General features: G+C 71.1%; 19 protein-coding genes. 15 read left to right on the forward strand and 4 right to left on the reverse strand.

The features are described from left to right. Positions 1 to 84 precede the first annotated feature (84 nt). From HDA32_RS07485 to HDA32_RS07530, 10 genes are all read left to right on the forward strand, one after another. Positions 85 to 1,503, forward strand: coding sequence for an FAD-binding oxidoreductase (locus HDA32_RS07485; RefSeq protein ID WP_179646529.1), 1,419 nt, complete (start codon positions 85 to 87; stop codon positions 1,501 to 1,503). Between the two features lie 52 nt (positions 1,504 to 1,555). Continuing rightward, a complete protein-coding gene (locus HDA32_RS07490; RefSeq protein ID WP_179642507.1) occupies positions 1,556 to 2,821 on the forward strand; it encodes an SAM-dependent methyltransferase in 1,266 nt (421 codons plus the stop codon). A 94-nt stretch (positions 2,822 to 2,915) separates the two neighbouring features. Continuing rightward, positions 2,916 to 3,371, forward strand: coding sequence for a hypothetical protein (locus tag HDA32_RS07495; RefSeq protein WP_179642508.1), 456 nt, complete (start codon positions 2,916 to 2,918; stop codon positions 3,369 to 3,371). 170 nt (positions 3,372 to 3,541) lie between these two features. Beyond that, on the forward strand, positions 3,542 to 4,798 hold the full coding sequence (locus tag HDA32_RS07500; protein WP_179642509.1) for a cytochrome P450: 1,257 nt from the start codon (positions 3,542 to 3,544) through the stop codon (positions 4,796 to 4,798). A 220-nt stretch (positions 4,799 to 5,018) separates the two neighbouring features. Continuing rightward, positions 5,019 to 6,296, forward strand: coding sequence for a sugar ABC transporter substrate-binding protein (locus HDA32_RS07505; RefSeq protein WP_179642510.1), 1,278 nt, complete (start codon positions 5,019 to 5,021; stop codon positions 6,294 to 6,296). Between the two features lie 2 nt (positions 6,297 to 6,298). Next, positions 6,299 to 7,273, forward strand: a complete 975-nt coding sequence (locus HDA32_RS07510; RefSeq protein ID WP_376766941.1) for a carbohydrate ABC transporter permease — start codon at positions 6,299 to 6,301, stop codon at positions 7,271 to 7,273. Then, positions 7,270 to 8,121, forward strand: coding sequence for a carbohydrate ABC transporter permease (locus HDA32_RS07515; RefSeq protein ID WP_179642511.1), 852 nt, complete (start codon positions 7,270 to 7,272; stop codon positions 8,119 to 8,121). Before HDA32_RS07510 ends, HDA32_RS07515 begins: the two co-directional genes overlap by 4 nt. Further along, on the forward strand, positions 8,118 to 9,167 hold the full coding sequence (locus HDA32_RS07520) for a glycoside hydrolase family 3 protein (protein ID WP_179642512.1): 1,050 nt from the start codon (positions 8,118 to 8,120) through the stop codon (positions 9,165 to 9,167). The genes HDA32_RS07515 and HDA32_RS07520 overlap by 4 nt, the downstream gene beginning before the upstream one ends. Positions 9,168 to 9,341: 174 nt before the next feature. Further along, positions 9,342 to 9,569: a hypothetical protein gene (locus HDA32_RS07525; RefSeq protein ID WP_179642513.1), complete on the forward strand. Its 228-nt coding sequence runs from the start codon at positions 9,342 to 9,344 to the stop codon at positions 9,567 to 9,569. A 10-nt stretch (positions 9,570 to 9,579) separates the two neighbouring features. After that, the gene (locus HDA32_RS07530; protein WP_179642514.1) at positions 9,580 to 9,729 is read left to right on the forward strand and encodes a hypothetical protein; all 150 of its coding nucleotides are present in this window, start codon (positions 9,580 to 9,582) and stop codon (positions 9,727 to 9,729) included. An 81-nt stretch (positions 9,730 to 9,810) separates the two neighbouring features. Here HDA32_RS07530 and HDA32_RS07535 read toward each other — a convergent pair whose 3' ends face one another. Both HDA32_RS07535 and HDA32_RS07540 read right to left on the reverse strand, forming a co-directional pair. Beyond that, positions 9,811 to 11,358 (reverse strand): long-chain-fatty-acid--CoA ligase, encoded by a 1,548-nt coding sequence (locus HDA32_RS07535; protein ID WP_179642515.1) that lies wholly within the window; start codon positions 11,356 to 11,358, stop codon positions 9,811 to 9,813. Between the two features lie 80 nt (positions 11,359 to 11,438). Then, a complete protein-coding gene (locus HDA32_RS07540) occupies positions 11,439 to 11,873 on the reverse strand; it encodes a DUF6406 domain-containing protein (protein WP_179642516.1) in 435 nt (144 codons plus the stop codon). A gap of 308 nt (positions 11,874 to 12,181) precedes the next feature. Between HDA32_RS07540 and leuS the strand changes: the two genes are divergently transcribed. The 4 genes from leuS (at position 12,182) to HDA32_RS07560 (ending at position 17,733) form a co-directional block, all read left to right on the forward strand. Next, the gene (gene leuS, locus HDA32_RS07545) at positions 12,182 to 14,677 is read left to right on the forward strand and encodes a leucine--tRNA ligase (protein WP_179642517.1); all 2,496 of its coding nucleotides are present in this window, start codon (positions 12,182 to 12,184) and stop codon (positions 14,675 to 14,677) included. Between the two features lie 96 nt (positions 14,678 to 14,773). Then, on the forward strand, positions 14,774 to 15,403 hold the full coding sequence (locus tag HDA32_RS07550; protein ID WP_179642518.1) for a hypothetical protein: 630 nt from the start codon (positions 14,774 to 14,776) through the stop codon (positions 15,401 to 15,403). A 606-nt stretch (positions 15,404 to 16,009) separates the two neighbouring features. Next, positions 16,010 to 16,768, forward strand: coding sequence for a hypothetical protein (locus tag HDA32_RS07555; RefSeq protein ID WP_246334262.1), 759 nt, complete (start codon positions 16,010 to 16,012; stop codon positions 16,766 to 16,768). Between the two features lie 131 nt (positions 16,769 to 16,899). Further along, positions 16,900 to 17,733, forward strand: a complete 834-nt coding sequence (locus tag HDA32_RS07560) for a hypothetical protein (RefSeq protein WP_179642519.1) — start codon at positions 16,900 to 16,902, stop codon at positions 17,731 to 17,733. Between the two features lie 126 nt (positions 17,734 to 17,859). Here the strand turns inward: HDA32_RS07560 and HDA32_RS07565 are convergent, their stop codons facing one another. Together HDA32_RS07565 and lexA are read right to left on the reverse strand one after the other, a co-directional pair. Continuing rightward, the gene (locus HDA32_RS07565) at positions 17,860 to 18,942 is read right to left on the reverse strand and encodes an alpha/beta hydrolase family protein (protein ID WP_179642520.1); all 1,083 of its coding nucleotides are present in this window, start codon (positions 18,940 to 18,942) and stop codon (positions 17,860 to 17,862) included. 131 nt (positions 18,943 to 19,073) lie between these two features. Beyond that, positions 19,074 to 19,784 (reverse strand): transcriptional repressor LexA, encoded by a 711-nt coding sequence (gene lexA / locus HDA32_RS07570; RefSeq protein WP_376766942.1) that lies wholly within the window; start codon positions 19,782 to 19,784, stop codon positions 19,074 to 19,076. A 502-nt stretch (positions 19,785 to 20,286) separates the two neighbouring features. On the opposite strand from lexA, the gene HDA32_RS31715 reads away from it, so the two are divergent. Continuing rightward, entirely contained in the window at positions 20,287 to 20,691 is a 405-nt protein-coding gene (locus tag HDA32_RS31715) for a LysM peptidoglycan-binding domain-containing protein (RefSeq protein WP_218882367.1), read from the forward strand. Positions 20,692 to 20,844: the final 153 nt, after the last annotated feature.

Consider the following 20,844-nt stretch of genomic DNA (forward strand, 5'->3'; position numbering starts at 1 on the left):
CAGGTAGGAATATGGTGGCCTGTGGCCGTGTCGCTGGCCATTCGACGCGGCCGGAAAATACGATGACCCCTTGTGACGAAGCGGGTGAATGTGAGTCGTCAGCCTTCCCAGCGTGACCTCGCCGACCACGTCGCGGCCGTCCAGCGGCTCCGACGCGACTACGCCCGGCTTCCCGCCGGCGCTCCGGTGCGCCTGGCCAAACCCACGTCGAACCTGTTCCGCTTCCGCGACTCCGGCGACGCCCCCGGGCTCGACGTCGGCGCCTTCGACTCGGTGCTGTCGGTGGACCCGGTCGAGCGGGTCGCCGAGGTCGGCGGCATGACGACGTACGAGGACCTGGTCGCCGCCACCCTGCCGCACGGGCTCATGCCGCTGGTGGTGCCGCAACTGCGCACCATCACCCTGGGCGGCGCGGTCACCGGCCTGGGCATCGAGTCCTCCTCCTTCCGCAACGGGCTGCCGCACGAGTCGGTCCAGGAGATCGAGGTCCTCACCGGCTCCGGCGACGTCGTCGTGGCGCGGCGCGACAACGAGCACCGGGAGCTCTTCCACGGCTTCCCCAACTCCTACGGGACCCTGGGCTACAGCCTGCGCCTGCGCATCGAGCTGGAACCGGTCAAGCCGTACGTGCACCTGCGCCACCTGCGCTTCTCCGACGCGGGCGAGGCCATGGACGCCTTCTCCCGGATCTGCGCCGCGGCCGAGCACGACGGCGAGCGGGTGGACTTCGTCGACGGCATGGCCGCCGCCCCCGGCGAGTTGTACCTGACCCTGGCCTCGTTCGTCGACAGGGCCCCCTGGACCAGCGACTACACCGGCACCGACATCTACCACACCTCCATCCCGCGCTACGCGGGCCCAGGGCCGGGCGACTACCTCACCGTCCACGACTACCTGTGGCGCTGGGACACCGACTGGTTCTGGTGCTCGCGCGCGTTCGGCCTGCACAACCCGACGGTGCGCCGCCTGTGGCCGCGTTCGCTCAAGCGCTCCGACGTCTACCGCAGACTGGTCGCCCTGGACCGGCGCACCGACTTCAGCCGGCTGCTCGCCCACTACCGGGGCAGGCCGCAGTCGGAGCCGCTCATCCAGGACATCGAGGTCGCGGTCGACCGCGGCGCGGAATTCCTCGACTTCTTCCACTCAGAGGTCGGCATGGCGCCGATCTGGATGTGCCCGCTGCGCCTGCGGGAGAAGCCCGCTCCGGGTGACGACCACGTCTGGCCGCTCTACCCGCTGGAGCAGGACCGGCTGTACGTCAACTTCGGCTTCTGGGGCATGGTCCCCAGGCGCCCGGGGCAGGGCGTGCACCACTACAACCGCCTGGTCGAGCAGGAGGTCGGCCGGCTCGGCGGACACAAGTCGCTCTACTCCGACGCGTTCTACACGCAGGACGAGTTCTGGCGGCTGTACAACGGAGACGCCTACCGGCGGCTCAAGCACGCCTATGACCCCGGCGAGCGACTCCTCGGCCTCTACGCCAAGTGCGTGGGAAACAGGTGACACGCCGGCCCGCATCAGGGGAGGGGCGACGTGCGGTGAGAAGGGAAAAGCAATGAGGTTGGCGGAGATCTTCGAACGGGTCGTCGGTGCCTCGGCACCCGTTGGGTTCCGCGCCTACGACGGCAGCACCGCGGGTGACCCGGACAGTGACGTCGCACTCGTCGTCCGGACCCCGGTGGCACTGAACTACCTTGCCCAGGCGCCCGGCGCACTGGGGCTGACCAGGGCCTACGTCTCCGGTCACCTCGACCTTGAAGGTGACATGTACACCGCGCTGCAGCGGATGTCGGAGATCACGTTCGGCGAGGGCATCACCCCGCGGGAGTTCGCCCGGATCGTCAGGGACATCGGCTGGGTCAAGCTGGTCAACCGGGTGCCGCCGCCCCCGCAGGAGGTGCGCCGCTCCCGGCTGTTCGGCCTGGGCGCGCGCCACTCCAAGGGGCGCGACGCCGAGGCCATCCACCACCACTACGACGTCTCCAACGCGTTCTACGAGCTGGTGCTGGGTCCCTCCATGACCTACACCTGCGCCGTCTACCCGGCCGCCGACGCCTCACTGGAGCAGGCGCAGTTCCACAAGTACGAACTGGTGGCGCGCAAGCTGGGCCTTGCGGAGGGGATGCGGCTGCTCGACGTCGGCTGCGGCTGGGGCGGCATGGTCATCCACGCCGCGCGCGAGTACGGGGTGAAGGCGCTCGGGGTGACGCTGTCCAAGGAGCAGGCCGAGTGGGCGCAGAAGAGGATCGCCCAGGAGGGGCTGGGCGACCTCGCCGAGGTGCGGCACATGGACTACCGCGACGTGCCCGACGGCGTCTACGACCGGATCAGCTCCATCGGCCTGACCGAGCACATCGGCATGCGCAACGTACCGGACTACTTCGCCTCCCTGCACGCCAAGCTCAAGCCGGGCGGCCGACTGCTCAACCACTGCATCACCCGGCCCCGCAACGACCTGCCGCCGAGGGTGCCGGGCGGCGTGATCAACCGCTACGTCTTCCCCGACGGCGAGCTGGAGGGGCCGGGCTGGCTCCAGGCGAAGATGAACGACGCCGGCTTCGAGATCCACCACCAGGAGAACCTGCGCGACCACTACGCGCTGACGCTGCGCGACTGGGGTGCCAACCTCGACCGCAACTGGGACGCCGCGGTGCGGGAGGTCGGCGAGGGCACCGCGCGGGTGTGGCGGCTCTACATGGCCGGCTGCGTGCTGGGCTTCGAGAGGAACGTGGTCCAGCTCCACCAGATCCTCGGTGTCAAGCTCGACGGGACCGACGCCGGCATGCCGCTGCGCCCGGACTTCGAGCCTTCCGCGCGTTAGGGCCCGGGGACGGGGGGCGCCGGAACCGGTCGGCGCCCCCGCCGGCCCCATGTCGGGTTCGGTAATCCCGGGCCGGGCGGGGCATGATGGGACCATGTCCGGAACAGACGACGTCGACCACATCAAGCACCTCGCCATCGCACTGATCGACGCCTATGTCAACAAGGACCGGGACGCCGTCGAGAGCGCGGTCGAAGGCGTCACGGCCGCCGACGGCGTGGACGACGCGACCTCGGAGCTGAAGGTCTTCGCCACCTTCCTCACCCGCAGGGTCCAGGAGACCGGAGTGGTCTGGAAGCCCGCCGACTCCCGCGAGGCCGTCGCCAGGGCCGTGGCCGACCTGCTGCCCCCCGAGGTCGAGTTCGCGGTGATCAGCGCCTGGGAGGCGTACTCGGTCGGCGAGCACGCGATCGCCGAGCGTTTCACCCAGGGCGATCCGCTGATCTTCATGCACATGCTGGCCGCCTTCTCCGCGGCGATCGGGCAGGCGATCTACAGTCCCACCGAACTGCTCTCCACCCTGCGCATCGCCTCGGGCATCGCGGAGTGACCGGCTCGAAACCGCCCGCGCAGCAGCGATGTCCACCACGGGGCCCGGCCGCCATCGGCCGGGCCCCGCGGCGTCGCCGGCGGACTCCGCGCCCCCGCCACTTGACACAGAGCACTCGCGTGTAAAGAGTAGGGGTGGCGTGCCGCACACCGACCCGAAGGGCCACCCCCATGTCTCAGGCGACCCGACCCTCCGACCTCGACGGCATCGACCTGTCGGACCTGGACTTCTGGGGCAGGCCGCTCAGCGAACGCCACGAGGCGTTCGCGCGGCTGCGCCTGCACCCGCCGGTGTTCTTCGACGAGGTCGACATGGGGCCGGTCCCCGCGGGGCCGGGGTACTACGCGCTGGTGCGCCACGCCGACGTGGTCGAGGCCAGCCGCACGCCGTCGGTGTTCGCCTCCGAACCCAGCGCCGTCTCCATCCCCGACATGCCGCAGGAGTTCAACGAGTTCTTCGGCTCGATGATCAATCTCGACGACCCCCGGCACGCGCGCATGCGGCGCATCGTCAGCCGCGGCTTCACGCCGCGCATGCTCGCCAGGCTGGAGGACGGCGTCCAGCGGATCGCCGAGGAGATCGTCGACGAGCTGCTGGAGAAGGGGCCGTGCGACTTCGTCACCGAGGTCGCCGCGCGCCTGCCGCTCGTCGTCATCTGCGAGATGATGGGCATCCCCGAGAGCCACCGCGCCATGGTGTTCGAGAACTCCAACGTCGTGCTGGCCGGCGCCGACCCCGAGTACCTCGGCAGGGACCCCGACGTCGCGGTCCACCGCCTGCTGACCGCGGGCGGCGAGCTGGCGGGGCTGCTGTCGGAGCTGGCGGGCAGGCGCCGCGAGCAGCCGACCGACGACCTGACGTCGGCGCTGGTCAACGCCAACATCGACGGCGAGTCGCTCACCGACCAGGAGATCGGCTCCTTCTTCATCCTGCTGGCGGTCGCCGGCAACGAGACCACCCGCAACGCCATCTCCCACGGGCTCAAGCTGCTCACCCTGCACCCCGGCCAGCGCGAGCTCTGGTGGTCGGACTTCGAGGCGCACGCCGCGACCGCGGTCGAGGAGATCGTCCGCCACGCCTCCCCGGTGACCTGGATGCGCCGCACGGTCACCAGGGATCACGAGATGAACGGCCGGCTCTACCGGGCGGGGGACAAGGTGGTCCTGTACTACGCCTCGGCCAACCGCGACGAGACGGTGTTCACCGACCCCGACCGCTTCGACGTCACCCGCAGCCCCAATCCCCATGTGGGCTTCGGCGGCCCCGGCCCGCACTTCTGCCTCGGCGCCCACCTCGCCCGCCGCGAGATCACCGTGATGTTCCGCGAACTGCACCGCCGTGTGCCCGGGATCCGCTCCACGGGCAGACCGCAGCGCCTGCTCTCCGACTTCGTCAACGGCATCAAGTCGCTGCCCTGCGCGTTCTAGCCGGAGACCATGAGGCCGCTCCCAGCGGAGCGGCGGATTTCCCGTCACCTTTCGTGTCGCTATTATCGCTTAACGTGCATGTCTTGGGATACGGTTCCATCTCGTGTGGTTTACTTCACAGCCGCCCCGTTTTTGCGTAGGTTTCTTACATGTCGCCGGGGCCGGTGAGACGAGCGCACGGGTGCCGCGGCGTCCCGCAGCAACGAGGACGGGAGATCCGATGGGCCGAACACACGTCCTGTCCGCCGCCGCTCTGGGAGCGGCCCTCACGCTGGCACTGAGCGCCTGCGGGAGTGCCGGATCCGCCGACGGCGGGGGCCAGACCCTGGACGTCTGGATCATGGAGGGAACCAACCCCGACGCCTCCGCCTACTTCGACGAGGTGGCCGAGGAGTTCGAGGCGCAGACCGGAGCGCAGGTCAACGTCGAGTTCATCCCCTGGGGCGACGCCCACGACAAGTTCGTCACCGCCATCGCCGGCGGCACGATGCCCGACGTCGCGGAGGTCGGCACCACCTGGACCCCGGAGTTCGCCGAGGCCGGCGCGCTGGCCGACCTCACCGATCGGGTGGGCGACACCGGGACCTACGTGCCCGGCCTGGTCGAGGCCGGCACCGTCGACGGCCGGCTGTACGGAGTGCCCTGGCACGCCGCGCTGCGCTCGGTCCTCTACCGCACCGACGTCTTCGACGAACTCGGCATCGAGGAGCCGCGGAACTGGGAGGAACTGCGCGAGGCCGCCGTCACCGTCTCCGAGGAGAAGGGCGACATGACCGCCTTCCCGGTCCCCGGCGGAGCGGAGTACTCGCTGCTGCCGTTCGTCTGGGGCGCCGGCGGCGACATCGCGGTCCAGGACGGCGGCGGCACCTGGTCGGCCGAGATCGACAGCCCGGAGTCCAGGGAGGGCATCGCCTTCTTCACCGACCTCGCCCTGGAGCACGGCACCTCCTCCACCGGCGCGGCCACCTGGCTGGAGACCGACGTCCAGGACGCCTTCATCGACGGCGACGTGGCGATGGCGATCTCGGGCAGCTGGACCCCCAAGGCGATCCTGGAGGGCAACCCCGACCTGGAGGGCGACATCGCCGCCTTCCCCATCCCCGGCCCCGACGGCGGCTACAGCCCGAGCTTCGTGGGCGGCTCCCACCTGTCGGTGTTCAACGGCTCCGAGGACGAGGAGCTGGCCTGGGAGTACGTCCAACTGCTCACCAGCGACGACTACGCCGCGCGCTGGACCGAGGAGACCACCTACTTCCCCGGCAAGCAGGAGCAGCTCGCCGCGTTCACCGAATCCGACGACCCCCTCGTCCAGCCGTTCGCCGTCCAGATGAGCGAGGCCGGCCGCGGCGTTCCGGCCGACCCGGCCTACGGCAAGGTGCAGGGCCAGAAGGTGCTGCAGACGATGGTGCAGTCCATCCTCTCCGGCGACGCCTCGGTCGAGGAGGCCTCCGCCACCGCGGCCGAGGCCATCGAGAAGACGCTCAACGAGGGCTCCTGAGCGTGGGCGCACCCGTCCTGACCCGTCGACGGCCGGCCGCTCCCGCGGCCGGCCGGCCCCCGGCCTCCCGGAGCACGGCCCGGCTGCGCAGGCGGCTGCGCCCGTGGCTGCTGCTGGCCCCGGCCCTGCTGGTGATCGGGATCCTGCTGCTGTTCCCGCTCGGCCGCGTGGTCTGGCTGTCCTTCCAGGACTACGGGTTGCGCAACGTGGTCTCCGGCGAGTCGAACTACAACGGCGTCGACAACTACGTCCGGCTGCTCGGCGACCCCTACCTGTGGACGGTGGTGCTGCCCAACACCGTCGGCTTCGCCGTGGTCGCGGTGGGCGGGACCGTCGCCTTCGGCACGCTGGTGGCGCTGCTGCTGCGGTCGCTGCGGCCGCTGTGGCGCACCGTCGTCATCGGCTGCATCATGCTCGCCTGGGCGATGCCGGCGGTCACCGGCACCTACGTGTGGATCTGGATCTTCGACGTCGACCGCGGGCTGGTCGCCGAGCTGCTGCGCGCGCTCGGCCTGCTCGGCCCCGAAGGCTTCAACTGGTTCACCGAGCGGCTGATGTTCTACGGCATCGTCACGCTCAACATCGTGCACCACGGCTTCCCGTTCGTGGCCGTCACCGTGCTGGCCGGACTGCTCACCATCCCGCGCGAACTGCACGAGGCCGCGCTGCTGGACGGCGCCAACGCCTGGCAGCGGTTCTGGCGGGTCACCGTCCCCACGATCCGGCCGGTCTTCGCCGTGGTCACCATCCTGTCCACGATCTGGGACTTCAAGGTGTTCGCCCAGGTCTATCTGATGCCGGGGGGATCCGGATCCAACCCCGACGTGCTGAACTTCGGCGTCTGGTCCTACGTGCGCTCCTTCGGCCAGCAGAACTACGGGCTGGGGTCGACCATCGCGGTCCTGCTCACCCTGATGCTGCTCGCCGTCACCGTCGTCTACCTGCGCGCCCTGTTCCGGGACGAGGAGCTGCGATGACCACGACGACCGGGAGGCGGCGCTCGCCCCGGCGCACCGCCCGCACCCTGGGCAAGGGGCTCGCCGTGGCCGGGGTGCTCGGCTTCACGCTCTTCCCCGCCTATTTCATGCTGACCAGCGCGTTCGCCGAGCGGGCCACCTCGGGCATCGACGTGCTGCTCCCGAGCGAACTGACGCTGCGGCACTTCGACCACGTCCTGACCGAGGCCGGCTTCCTCACCTACCTGCGCAACTCCCTGATCGTCGCGTTGATCACGGTCGCGGGGAGCAGCCTGCTGGCGCTGCTCGCCGCCGTCGCGGTGGCCCGCTTCCGGTTCCGGCTGCGCACCACGGTCCTGGTCATGGTGCTGATCATCCAGATGGTCCCGCTGGAGGCGCTGGTCATCTCGCTGTTCCTGCTCGTGCGCGACCTGCAGATGCTCAACTCCCTGGTGGGGCTGGGCATCGTCTACGTCGCGCTGTCGCTGCCGTTCGCGATCTGGATGCTGCGCGGCTTCGTCACGGCCGTCCCGGTGGAGGTCGAGGAGGCCGCCTACATCGACGGGGCCTCCTGGGGGCGCATGTTCTGGTCGGTGCTGTTCCCGCTGGTCGCGCCGGGGCTCGTGGCGACCAGCATCTTCTCCTTCATCACGGCCTGGAACGAGTTCATCCTCGCCCTGACCTTCATGAACCAGGGCGACAAGTACACCGTGGCGGTGGGGCTGCGCCAGTTCTTCGGCCTGTACACCACCGACTGGGGCTCGGTGATGGCGGCCTCCACGGTCATCACGCTGCCCGTCATGGTGTTCTTCCTGCTCGTCCAGCGCGGGCTGGTGTCGGGGCTGGTCGCGGGTGCGGTGAAGGGATGACTCCGGCCGGCCCCGCGCGCGACCCCGCTGTGCTGCGCATGGTGCACGCGGTGCTCATGCCCGGCTTCACCGGGACGTCGGTGCCCGGCTGGCTGGCGCGCGCGATCGAGGAGGACCTCGGCGCGGTGCTGTACTTCGCGCCGAACCTCACCGGCGACGCCGCGGAGCTGTCCGGGGCCCTGCACGGAACGCGACCGGGACTGCTGGTGGCCAGCGACGAGGAGGGCGGCTCCGTCACCCGCCTGCACGCGCAGAGGGGATCGCCCCACCCCGGCCACGGGGAGCTCGGCGCCGCAGGCGATCCGCGGCGTACCCGCACGGTCGCGGCGGAACTGGGGCGCGAGCTGCGCGCGGCGGGCATCGACATCGGCATCGCCCCGGTGGTCGACGTCAACGTCGACCCGGCCAACCCCGTGATCGGCGAGCGCTCCTTCGGCTCCGACGCCGGCGAGGTGGCCCGGCACGGCGCGGCCTTCGTCGAGGGCCTGCAGTCGGCCGGCGTGGCCGCCACGGCCAAGCACTTCCCCGGCCACGGCGACACCACCACCGACTCCCACCTCGCCCTGCCGGTCATCGACATCGACCAGGCGGTGCTGCGCGACAGGGAACTCGTGCCGTTCGCCGCCGCGATCGGTGCGGGCGTGCGCACGGTGATGGCCGGCCACATCAGGATCCCGGCCCTGGACAGCGCGCCCGCGAGCGTGTCGCCGCGGGCCTACGCCCTGCTGCGCACCGAGCTCGGCTTCACCGGGGCGGCCCTGACCGACGCCCTGGACATGCGCGCGATGGCCGAGTACTTCGGCAGCCGCACCGCGCTGGAGGGGCTGGCGCTGGGCGCGGTGGCCGCGCTGCACGCCGGCGCGGACCTGCTGTGCCTGGGCAACCCGTACCAGGGGGACGAGAGCGACGAGACGATCTTCCTGACCGTGCGGGACCGGATCCTCGCGGCGCTGGCCGACGGTTCGGTCCCGCTCGCGCGCCTGGCCGAGGCGGCCGGTCGGGTCGCGGAACTGGCCGCATGGTGCCGGCACCGGGGCGGCCGGTGACGGCCCGGCGCGGGACGCGCGGCCGCGGCCCGCGCCGCGTCGCCTTGACCCGGCGCCCGATGTTCGTGGATCGTGTTGGCAACAGTGAGTCCCACCAGGTCACCACCGGCGGGGAGGGCGGTGTCGGGGGGACGTCGCCGCGCCCCGGACAACCACACAGCAGGGGGAGAGCGCGTGCACGTTGAGGTGGACGGTCATCCGATCGAACCGGACTATCCCTGGCCCAAGAGCCCGACCAACGTCCTGATCCGGTGCAACGCCTGCATGGACCTGCGCTACTTCGCCGACAGGCATGCCGAGCACCTGGACGACTACAGCCCCGGCCCGCACTGCAAGACCTGCGGAAAGCGCATTGAGTTTCGATGCACGGTATGTGACTCTCAGTGGAGACCGCTGTCCTGAGGGGGCATCGATGTCCACCTGCAGAACCTGCAACGGCACTGGCGAGATCGACATCATCACCACCGACGACGACGGCGAGCGCGTGACCCGGCACCAGCCCTGTCACGCCTGCGCGGGATCGGGCGAACGGCACGACTGGCCGCCGCCCGGGAGCCGATAGCGGCGCCGCGCCCGGCCCCTGCCCCCGGCCGGCCCGCCCCGCGGCGCGACACGAGTGGGCCGGGCCCGCTGCGTCCGGGTCTCAGCGCAGTTCGCGCTTGAGGATCTTGCCGGTGGCGGTCATCGGCAGTTCGTCGCGGAACTCCACGATGCGGGGGTACTTGTAGCCGGCCAGCCGCTCCTTGGACCAGTCGATGAGCTCCTGTTCGGTGACCGCGGCGCCCTCCTGGCGGATCACGTAGGCCTTGATCTCCTCGCCGTGGGTCTCGTGCTCGACGCCCACGACCGCGGCCAGCCCCACGGCGGGGTGCTCCATCAGCACCTCCTCCAGCTCGCGCGGGTAGACGTTGTAGCCGCCGCGGATGATCATGTCCTTGGAGCGGTCGACGATGAAGTAGAAGCCGTCCTCGTCGCGGCGGGCGATGTCGCCGGTGCGGAACCAGCCGTTGCTGATCACCTGCTCGTTGACCTCGGGCCGCTCGTGGTAGCCCTTCATCACGCAGTGGCCGCGCACCGCGATCTCGCCGGGGCCCTCGCCCTCGACGTCGTTGAACTCCCCGTCGACCAGCTTCATCTCGACGCCCCAGATGGGCAGGCCGATCGAACCGGGCTTGGCCCTGCGCTTGGGGTTGTTGAAGGAGACGACCGGGGAGGTCTCGGACAGGCCGTAGCCCTCGAGGACGTCGACCCCGAACCTCTCCTTGACCCGCTTGGTCAGCTCGCCGGGCAGCGCGGCGCCGCCGGAGACGGCGGTGGTGAGGGTGGCGGCGATCTTGGCGAGGTCGTGCCCGCCCTTGGCGCCGAGCAGGCCCCAGTACATGGTGGGCACGCCGGCGAAGATCGTCACGCCCTCCTTCTCCATGAGGTCCAGGGCCTCGTCGCCGTCGAAACGGGCCTGCAGCACCATCGTGCCGTGCCGGTACAGCGCGCAGTTCATCATCGTGGTCTGGCCGAAGATGTGGAACAGCGGCAGCACGGTCAGGAAGACGTCGTGGCCGCCGGGCTCCTTGTCGAACAGCGCGTCGGAGCCGACGGCGTTGAGCAGCAGGTTGTTGTGCGAGAGCTGCGCGCCCTTGGGGCGGCCCGTGGTGCCGCTGGTGTAGATGATCACCGCGGTGTCGTCGGCCTCGGTGCGCACCGTCTCGAACTCCCCGGGCTGGCCGTCCAGCGCGGCCCAGAACGTCTCGGCGCCCTCGATGGCCGACTCGGTGGCCCCGGCCGCCGCGGGCAGGTCGATGTAGGTCTCGCACGTCTCGACCTCGCCGAAGGCCGTCCACGCGCGCTCGCCCAGCGGGAGCTCGGGCGAGCCGGTGAAGGCGAACAGCGCCTTGGCTCCGGAGTCCTTGAGGTGGTAGGCGATCTCGGGCGCCGTCAGCAGGACGTTGAGGGGAACGACGACCGCGCCGGCCTTGAGGGCGCCGAAGTAGACGAACGGGAAGTACGGCAGGTTCGGGCACGCGATCGCGACCCTGTCGCCGGGGCGGACGCCCCTGGACACCAGGAGGCCGGCCACCTGGTTGGCGATCATGTTGACCAGCGTGTAGTTCAGCCGCAGGTCGCCGAAGACCACGGCGTCCCGCTCCGGCCGGTTGCGGGCGCCGTCCTCCAGCAGCGTGGACAGGTTCAGCATCGCGCCTCCTGTAGGAAAGGTGCTGTCGGCCACTGTTCTACCGCACAGTAACCTGCGAGGTGGAAGCAGGGGCGCCGGCGTCACTCCTCCTTCGTGAGCGTGGCGGATCCGGGCATGGAACCGGAGTCGCTGAACCCGATCTCCGAGACCCGCCACGAGGCGCCGTCCACGTCGAAGGTGTCGCCGAGTTCGAGCGTGTACTCCGCGGTCTCACCCGATCCCTCCTCCACGCTGATCAGCACGGCGGGGGCTTCGCCCTCCTCGTAACCGGTGAGCAGCAGCGAGGCGCCCTCCTCGCCGCCGGCCCCGATGGTCTGGGCGACGTCCTCGGTCAACTGGACGCGGCCGTCGTCCGCGCCGAGGACCGGCGCCGGGCTGCTCTCGGCGGCGGCACCGGCGTCCGCCGCCTCCTCCTCTCCGCCACCGCAGGCCGCGGCGCCCAGCGCGACACCCAGCCCCAGCACGGCGAAGGAGAGGGAGCGGGCGAGTCGGCGGACGCGACAGAGAACAGTCATCTTGAACAGATCTCCACATGCTCGGACGTGGCGGGAAACCACGGCAATGATCACGGTCCGTGCATTCTCCCACCACCCGCCGCCGTTCCCGGCCGAAACGCCGCGCACTCCACAGGGAGGGCCGGCCGCCGGGCCCGGGGCGCGAGTGGAAAACCGTCGAGGAGCTCTCCGGGGCCACGCTAACCTTGAAGCTCAGACACCCGACTGGCGGTGGCACCGTGGTAGGCCCGCTCGACGCGGCGGGACCCCTGAGGAGCCGTCAGGCGTGACGTGCCCCGAGCGTGAACCGGTAGAGGACAGTTCCAGCGATGACAGCGGTAGACGGAGACCAGGTGGCGAGCGACTCCTACGACGCCCGCGCCCTCCAGGACAAGTGGCAGGCCCGGTGGGCGAAGGAGAACCCCTTCGCGGCCAGTGAGGACCCGGCCGACGACCGCCCGCGCCGCTATGTGCTCGACATGTTCCCCTACCCCTCGGGCGACCTGCACATGGGCCACGCCGAGGCGTTCGCCATGGGCGACGTCGTCGCGCGCTACCGGTTCCAACTGGGCGAGAACGTCCTGCACCCGATCGGCTGGGACTCCTTCGGCCTGCCCGCCGAGAACGCCGCCATCAAGCGCGACTCCCACCCGGCGGAGTGGACCTACGCCAACATCGAGACCCAGGCCGAGTCGTTCAAGCGCTACGGCATCGCCCTGGACTGGTCGCGCCGGCTGCACACCAGCGACCCGGAGTACTACCGCTGGAACCAGTGGCTGTTCCTGCGCTTCTTCGACCGTGGCCTGGCCTACCGCAAGAACGGCCTGGTCAACTGGTGCCCCAAGGACCAGACCGTGCTCGCCAACGAGCAGGTGGTCCAGGGCCGGTGCGAGCGCTGCGGCACCGAGGTCGTGCGGCGCAGTCTGAACCAGTGGTATTTCAAGATCACCGACTACGCCGACCGGCTGCTGGAGGACATGGCCCATCTGGAGGGCAAGTGGCCCGAGCGCGTGCTGCTGATGCAGCGCAACTGGATCGGCCGGTCCCAGGGCGCCGACGTCAGGTTCGCGATCGAGGGCCGCGACGAGCCGGTCACCGTGTTCACCACCCGGCCCGACACCCTCTACGGCGCGACCTTCTTCGTCGTCGCGGCCGACGCCGCCCTGGCCGACGAACTGTGCGCGCCCGAGCGGCGCGAGGCGTTCGAGGCCTACCGCCGGCAGGTGGCCAAGCTGACCGACATCGAACGCCAGTCCACCGAGCGCGAGAAGACCGGCGTCTTCCTGGGGCGCCACGCGATCAACCCGGTCACCGGCGAGCGCATCCCCGTCTGGGCCGCCGACTACGTGCTGGCCGAGTACGGGCACGGCGCGATCATGGCGGTGCCGGCGCACGACCAGCGCGACCTGGACTTCGCCTTGAAGTTCGACCTGCCGGTGCGCGTGGTCGTCGAGACCGGCGAGGCCGACCCGGTCGAGACGGGTGTCGCCACTCCCGGTGAGGGCACCCTGGTCAACTCCGGCCCGCTGGACGGCCTGGCCAAGAGCGACGCCATCCCGCGGATCATCGGGGTCCTGGCCGAGCGCGGCACCGGTGAGGGGACGATCAACTACCGGCTGCGCGACTGGCTGCTGTCCCGCCAGCGCTTCTGGGGCACCCCGATCCCGATCATCCACTGCCCCGAGTGCGGCGAGGTCGCCGTCCCCGACGAGCAGCTCCCGGTCAAGCTGCCGGAGAACCTCAAGGGCGCCGACCTGGCCCCCAAGGGCATCTCCCCGCTGGCGGCGGCCGCCGACTGGGTCAACGTCGACTGCCCCAAGTGCGGCGGCGCCGCCAAGCGCGACACCGACACCATGGACACCTTCGTCGACTCCTCCTGGTACTACCTGCGCTACTGCTCGCCGCAGATGGACACCGCGCCCTTCGACGTCGACCGGGTCCGCAAGTGGGGGCCGATCGACCAGTACGTCGGAGGCGTCGAACACGCCATCCTGCACCTGCTCTACAGCCGGTTCTTCACCAAGGTGCTGCACGACATGGGCATGGTCGACTTCACCGAGCCCTTCACCCGGCTGCTCAACCAGGGCCAGGTGATCAACCAGGGCAAGGCCATGTCGAAGTCGCTGGACAACGGTGTCGACCTGGGCGAGGAGATCGACAAGTACGGTGTCGACGCCGTACGCCTGACCGTGGTGTTCGCCGGCCCGCCCGAGGAGGACATCGACTGGGCCGACGTCTCGCCGGCCGCGTCGCTGAAGTTCCTGAACCGCGCGTTCCGGGTCATGGTGCAGGCCGGGGCGGCTTCGGCCCCCGGGACCGACCCGGCGGCGGGCGACCTCGCGCTGCGCAAGGTCACCCACCGGACCCTGCACAAGGTGACCGAGCTGGTCGAGGTCCAGCGCTTCAACGTCGCGGTCGCCCGCATCATGGAGCTGGTGACGGCCGCCCGCAAGGCCATCGACTCCGGCCCCGGCGCGGCCGACCCCGCGGTCCGCGAGGCCGCCGAGGTCATCGCGGTCGCGCTGTCGCTGTTCGCCCCCTACGTCGCGGAGGAGGGCTGGGAGCGCCTGGGCCACACCGGATCGGTGGCCGTCGGCAACTGGCGCACCCCCGACCCCGAACTGCTGGTCCAGGAGTCCGTGACCTGCGTCGTGCAGGTGGCCAGCAAGGTGCGGGACAAGCTGGAGGTCGCGCCCGACGTCTCCGAGGAGGAGCTGGAGCGCCTGGCGCTGGCCTCGGAGAAGGTCCAGGGCTTCATCGGCGACCGCCCGATCCGCAAGATCGTGGTGCGGGCGCCGAAGCTGGTCAACATCGTGGTGGGCTAGACGACCCTGTCGGGCCCGACCGGCCGCGCGGAGCGCAGGCGCCCAGCCGTCCTCCTCCGTGCGGTGCCTTCAGCACGGGAGCGGAGCGAGGATTCCATGGCCGAGACCGGCGCCGGGCGCAACCGGACCGTGCGCCCGCTGCTCGCGGCGGGCGGGGTCGCGGTGGTCACCGCGGTCTCGATCGCGGGCGGGATCGTCTGGGGCGCGAACGGGCCGGCCGCCGAGGCCGCGCCCGCCGACGCCTTCGCCGCGGCGCCCGGCTGCGACGCCGTCGGCTCCGGCGCCGTCGAATCCGTGGCGCCCTCGGCGGTCCTGGTCTCCGCCGAGCGGGGCCCGCTGGTCAACGCCGACGCCGGCGGCTGCGCGTGGTCGTCGGTGGACGTCGAAGACGCCGCTCCGCGCACCCTCCAGGTCGACTTCACGGCGCACTTCACCGACAAGGCCGGTGAGACGAGCGGTGAGCAGGCCGCGGCGGAGGAGATGCGGCGTCTGGCCCCCGTGGGGGAGCTGGACGGCGCGGCCCCCGTGGCGGCCCTGGGCGAGGACGCGCTGATGTGGCCGAGCACGGCCGTCCGGGGCGCGGCCGAGGTGGCCTTCCGCCGGGACAACCTCGTGGTGCGGATCTGGTACGGCGGTGACGAGGACGCCGACGGGGCGGCGCTGGACTACGAGGACGCCCGCGACCGCGCGGTCGCGGTCGCCGAGGAGCTGGCGGCGGCGCTGTAGCCGGTCGGCGCCGAGATCGTTGATGGGGTTTGGAAAGCCGCGGTCGCAGCTCCCCGTTCGCCCCTGGCGGCCCGGGAAGGCTGCCGTCAGCGCGCCGGCGGTACGGAAGGTCACGCCGCACGGTCCCGTGCCGGTCGCCCGCCACAGACGGCCGGGAACCTGCACGGCGGAGATCCCGCGGCCTTTCGCGTCGCCAGACGCTGCGCGCCGACAACAGCCCCATCAGGCTCGCAGAGGTCAGGCAGGGCCTGGAAGCAGTCCCGCCCTCTTCCATCAGCGATCGAGGGGCCGGTCGTACCCGTGCACCGGACGGCGCAGCGCCTCGCCGGTGGCGAGCGCGACGGATTTTCGGTTCCCGCCTCTTCGCCGTGGAACCCCTCTTCTTCCGACTGCGTCGTAACCATGTCGATTCCGGCGGGGTCGGATGCCGGAATCGGCCGCGTCCGTTCCATCGGAGCCGTCAGGACCCCGTGAGGACCGCGGATCCGGAACGCGCGGTGTCGATCAGGTAACCGCCGCCCGTTTTGTGCCGGGATGGGGGTGGCCGACCAGTAACGTGGATCTGCTGATCAGCCTGACCTTCGGTGCAGGAAAGGGGACTCGCCGATGGCCCAGCCACCCTACGGGGGGCCGCCGCCGGGACCGTCCGGCGGGCCGCCCGGCCCGCCGGGTCCGCCCGGTCCGCAGGGCCCGGCCCGGCCGACCGGCTTCGGGCCGTCCCCGGTCCCGGCCGACGCAGACCCCTACCTGGGAGAGGCACCCAAGAGCAGACGGGGGTGCGCGATCGCCGCACTCGTGAGCCTGGTCATCGCGGTCCTGCTGCTGGGCGGCGGGGGCGTCGGCACGTTCGTGTGGCTCAACGGCGACGGCGGCGACTTCGACGCGGCCCCCGACTGCTCCGCAGGGGAGGGGGAGGCGCTGGCGAGGCTCGTCACCGACTACGAGGCCGACCTCGACGAACGGATCGATACAAGGGAGCAGCAGTGGTGGGAGGGCAGGCAGTGCCACTGGACGACGACCGCCGCCACCTCTGGTCTGCCGGCCAGTGCGAGCCTGGTCTTCATCCGCAACGGCAACCGCCTGGGTGTCGGCGGCGAGGCCGAGGCCGAGGCCGACCTGGACAGGGAGGTCGGGAGCAGTCCCGCCACACCGCTGTCCGGCCTCGGGGACGAGGCCGTGGCCTGGTACGACGATCAGAACCTGCTCGGCTGTGTCGGGGTCCGGATGTCCAACCTGTTCATCTCGACCTGCTACGAGGCGGCCACGAACTACAGCGGCACGGAGCCGGTCACCGAGGAGGAGGCCAAGACGGGCGCGGAGGATTTCGCGCGCGAAGTGGTCGATACCATCGGCGCCGGCGCCTGACCACCGCCCCCGTGCGTGAACCGGTGGGTGCCCGGCACGGCACCGGCCACGCGGCCTCTCGTGGTCCGGCTCGGCGACACCGCCGCCCGCGGCCCGCAAACGTCATCCCATAGCAAAACGAGGAACAGCACATGGCTCAGCCACCTTATGGCGGCCCCCCGCAGGGGCCTTACGGTTCCCAGCCCCCCGGACCGGGAGGTCCTCAGGGGCCGCCACCGCCGCCCGGACCGGGCGGCCCCCAGGGGCCCTACGGCCCCAACCCCTACCTGTCGTCCCCCCAGCCGCGCAAGAGCAACGGCTGCGCCATCGCCGCCATCATCGGCGTCGTGATCGTGGTCGTCCTGGCCATCGCGATCGTCGGGGTCGTCTTCCTGGCCTCGGGCGACGACTCCGGGGGCACGGAGACGGGCGGGGGCGGCAGCGCCGGCGGCTCCGGCGACTCCGGGAACTCGCAGGACGCCGGCCCCTCCTACTACACGACGCTGCCCGACTGCTCGATCGGTGAGGGCGCGTCGCTGTCCACGCTGGTCCCCGACTACCAGCGGTCCACCGACGAGGCGATGGACACCGGCGGTCAGGACTGGTGGGACGGCCGGGAGTGCGCCTGGCAGACGGGTTCGGGCCACACCGGGATGCCGGCGTTCGGCTACCTGCAGATCATGCGCAATGACGACCGCTCGGGCGTCAGCGGGGCCGAGGAGACCGAGACCGACCTGGAGACGGCCAGCGAGGGCTACGCCACGACGCCGGTCGACGGCCTGGGCGACGAAGCTCAGGCCTGGTACGACACCGAGGGCAAGCTCGGCTGCGTGGGCGTGCGGATGTCCAACATGTACTTCACCTCGTGCTACGACCAGGCGACCGACTACGCCTTCGAGGAGTCCGTCCCCGAGCAGGAGGCGATCGACGGGGCCGAGGACCTGGCACGTGAGGCCGCCGACGCGATCGCGACCGGCGGTTACTAGGAGGACCGGGAAGGACTGACGGACCGCGGCCGCGGCGTCCTCGGACGCCGCGGCCGCCGCGCTTTCCCGGCCCGTGACGCCGGTGCCGCCGGGCGCGGGGAACCCCTCAGGCGGGCGGAGAAGCCCTCAGAGTGCTCGGTCCAGGAAGTCGGTGACCGCCGGTGCGGCGTCGGGCGAGAACGGCCGGTCCGCGTCCAGCACGGGTGCGCCGGGGGAGTCGTCGTGGATCCGGAAGACGTGGTCGGCGTCGGGAAGGTCCACCCGCGACCCGTCGTCCAGACCGGTCATGAGCCGGTCCACCTCCTCGTCGACGACCTGGGAGTCGGCCGTCCCCCACAGCACGAGCGTGCTGACCCGCGCCGGCAGCTCCTCGGCGAGGCGCACCGGGTCCATGGCATCGATCTCGCGCAGGAACGGTTCGGTGCTCGGACCGAAGAGCGGGGCCAGTTCGGGGGCGAGGTCCTCGGGCACCGGCTCGTCGGCACGGATCCGGCTGATGGCGTAGCGGGTGTCGGACAGCAGGGCCGTGGCGCGCTCGGCGTCGAGCGCCCCCGCGCTCTCGCCGGTGCGCACCTGCTCGGTGAGCTGCCGGTCGAGGATGTCCAGGTAGCGGTCGCCCACCGGTGCGGCCAGGATCAGCGCCTTGGGCGGGTGGTCCGCCACGACCCGCGGGGCGCGCAGCGCGAACAGGCTGCCCTCGCTGTGGCCGAGCACGAGCAGTCTGGAGGGGTCCACCTCGGGCTGGGCGAGCAGCTCCGCGTAGGCGGCGGCCATCTCGTCCTCGAACACCCCGTAGCCGACCGGGTCGTCCTCCTCGCGCGAGGCCGTTCCGGTCTCCCCGGAGCCGAGCTTGTCGTAGCGCAGCGAGGCGACTCCGGCATCGGCCAGGACCCGGGCGAAGTTGGCGTTGGTGTCGGCGTCCGGCCGCGCGTCGCTGTTGCCGTTCCGGTCGGTCGGTCCGCTCCCGGAGATGATCAGCGCGGCGGGGATCGAGCCCTCGGCGCCGTCGGGGACGGCGAAGGTGCCGTACAGGGTGTCGGGCCCGCTCTCGAAGCTCACCTCGCGCTCCGCCGCGGCGATATCGGAGGGCGCGGCTCCGGCCTCGTCGGGGTCGTCGGAGGGAGCGCAGGCGACGGAGAGCAGCAGGGCGCCGCCGGTCGCGAGGACGCCGAGCGCGCGCGTCGAAACGGGGTGGGGCGGAGAGGCCATGCCCCCTACCGTATGCCGCTTTCGTTCCACGGGGATCGGCGGCGCCGCGGTAACCATTGAGTCGCAGAACGGTGAAAGGGCCCGTGATCCGGGTGCGGATCACGGGCCCGTGCCAAATCGAGGCCGACTCGTTACACCTTGCGCATGACCGCGACCACCTTGCCCAGGATGGTGGCCTCGTCGCCGTTGATGGGCGCGTAGGCGCTGTTGCGGGGGAGCAGCCAGACGTGGTCGTCCTCGCGCTTGAACGCCTTGACCGTCGCCTCGTCGCCGAGCAGCGCGGCGACGATGTCGCCGTTGTTGGCGTCGGGCTGCTGCCGCACGACGACCAGGTCGCCGTCGGTGATGGCGGCGTCGATCATCGAGTCGCCGACGACGTTGAGCATGAAGAGCCGGCCCTCGCCGACGATCTGCCGGGGCAGCGTCAGCACATCCTCGACCGCCTCCTCGGCGAGGACCGGACCGCCCGCGGCGATCCGCCCGACGACCGGGACGTCGGCCGCGCGGGTGACGTCGGCGGCCCGGTGCTCGTCGCCGAGTCCGTCCCAGGAGCGCACCGGAGGCTGTCCGGGAATGCGAATTTCGACCGCCCGTGGGCGATTCTGGTCGCGGTGGAGGTAGCCCTTGCGTTGCAACACCTTCAGTTGGTGCGCGACACTGGAGGGGCTGGACAGTCCCACCGCATCGCCGATCTCTCGGATGGACGGTGGGTACCCGCGTTGCCGTACGTAACGGTGGATGACGTTCAGGACGCTCTGCTGGCGGGCCGTGAGTTTCGGGGCCGAGTCCGGCGGGGTCGCAGAGGCCTGGGCGTCTGTGGCCGTGGCGGCGGACCGGAGCACGCTGACGGATCTGTCGTCCGCGTGAGGTTCCCGTGTTCCGTGGTTCTCCTCCGGCACGTCCGGCCTCCTCGGCGGTCGGTGTTCTCGGTGTGGGCTGTCAGCGGTCGTCGTCCGTGGTCGTGTAACGACGGTGTATCGAAGCGGCGTCGCATGAGCGACGGCGCCGGTATACCGCAGTGAAACATGTCCAACATTAGTGCTTGGGCAAGGCAATATCAAACAAACGTTCGAGATGGTGCTGAAAAATCCGGCGGGATGCGGTAATAATCGAACGTTAGTTCTAATGGACTGGCGTTCGAAGGTGAGGACGATGCCTGAACCGGCTCTGCAGCTCCCCTCCGACTCCGAATCCGGCGGACCCGTCGCCGGACCCGCGCGGAAGCGGGCTCCGCGCGCTCGGCGGCGAAAGCCGCGGGGTGCGCTCACCCCGGCGGAGCGCCCCGCGTACCATCGCGACGTCTACGACTGGTCCCTGGAGATCCCCGAATGGCTAGGAGAACCCGTGAGCGCTGAGAGTGGTGGCGGCGTGGCCGTCATGGCCCCGGGAGCGCTCACGGAGCTTCCCGACCTCCATTCGTTCGAACCGATCCGGCACGGCGCCAGGCTGACCAGGCGCGGGCGGGTGGTGCTCATCTCCACCCTGGCCGCCGTCACCACCGCGGGCTTCGCCGTGCTGATCCTGGTCGCCGTGGCCCTGGGCGCCTCGCCCGCCGGAGCCTCCGCCGATTCGCTCATGCTGCCGCCCCCGGAGACGATCGTCGTCAGGGACGGCGACACGCTCTGGGGAATCGCCGAGCAGGTGCGGCCCGACGACGACCCCCGCCGGACCGTGCACGAGATCGTCGAGATCAACGACCTGACCAGCACCACGCTCGAACCCGGCCAGAAGCTCGAACTGCCCTCCTGACCGCCGTCGGCAGCACCGCCCGACGGGCGCCGGTGCCCGCCGGCCCTCCGGCCGGTGACGCCGGCGCAGTGGCGTCGGGCACGCCGATCGGCGCGGCTTCTCACACCGTCCGCGCGCGACACGCCCGGATCGGTTCCCGTTATCCCCGCGGTG

This window comes from Spinactinospora alkalitolerans, assembly GCF_013408795.1.
GTDB lineage: Bacteria > Actinomycetota > Actinomycetes > Streptosporangiales > Streptosporangiaceae > Spinactinospora > Spinactinospora alkalitolerans.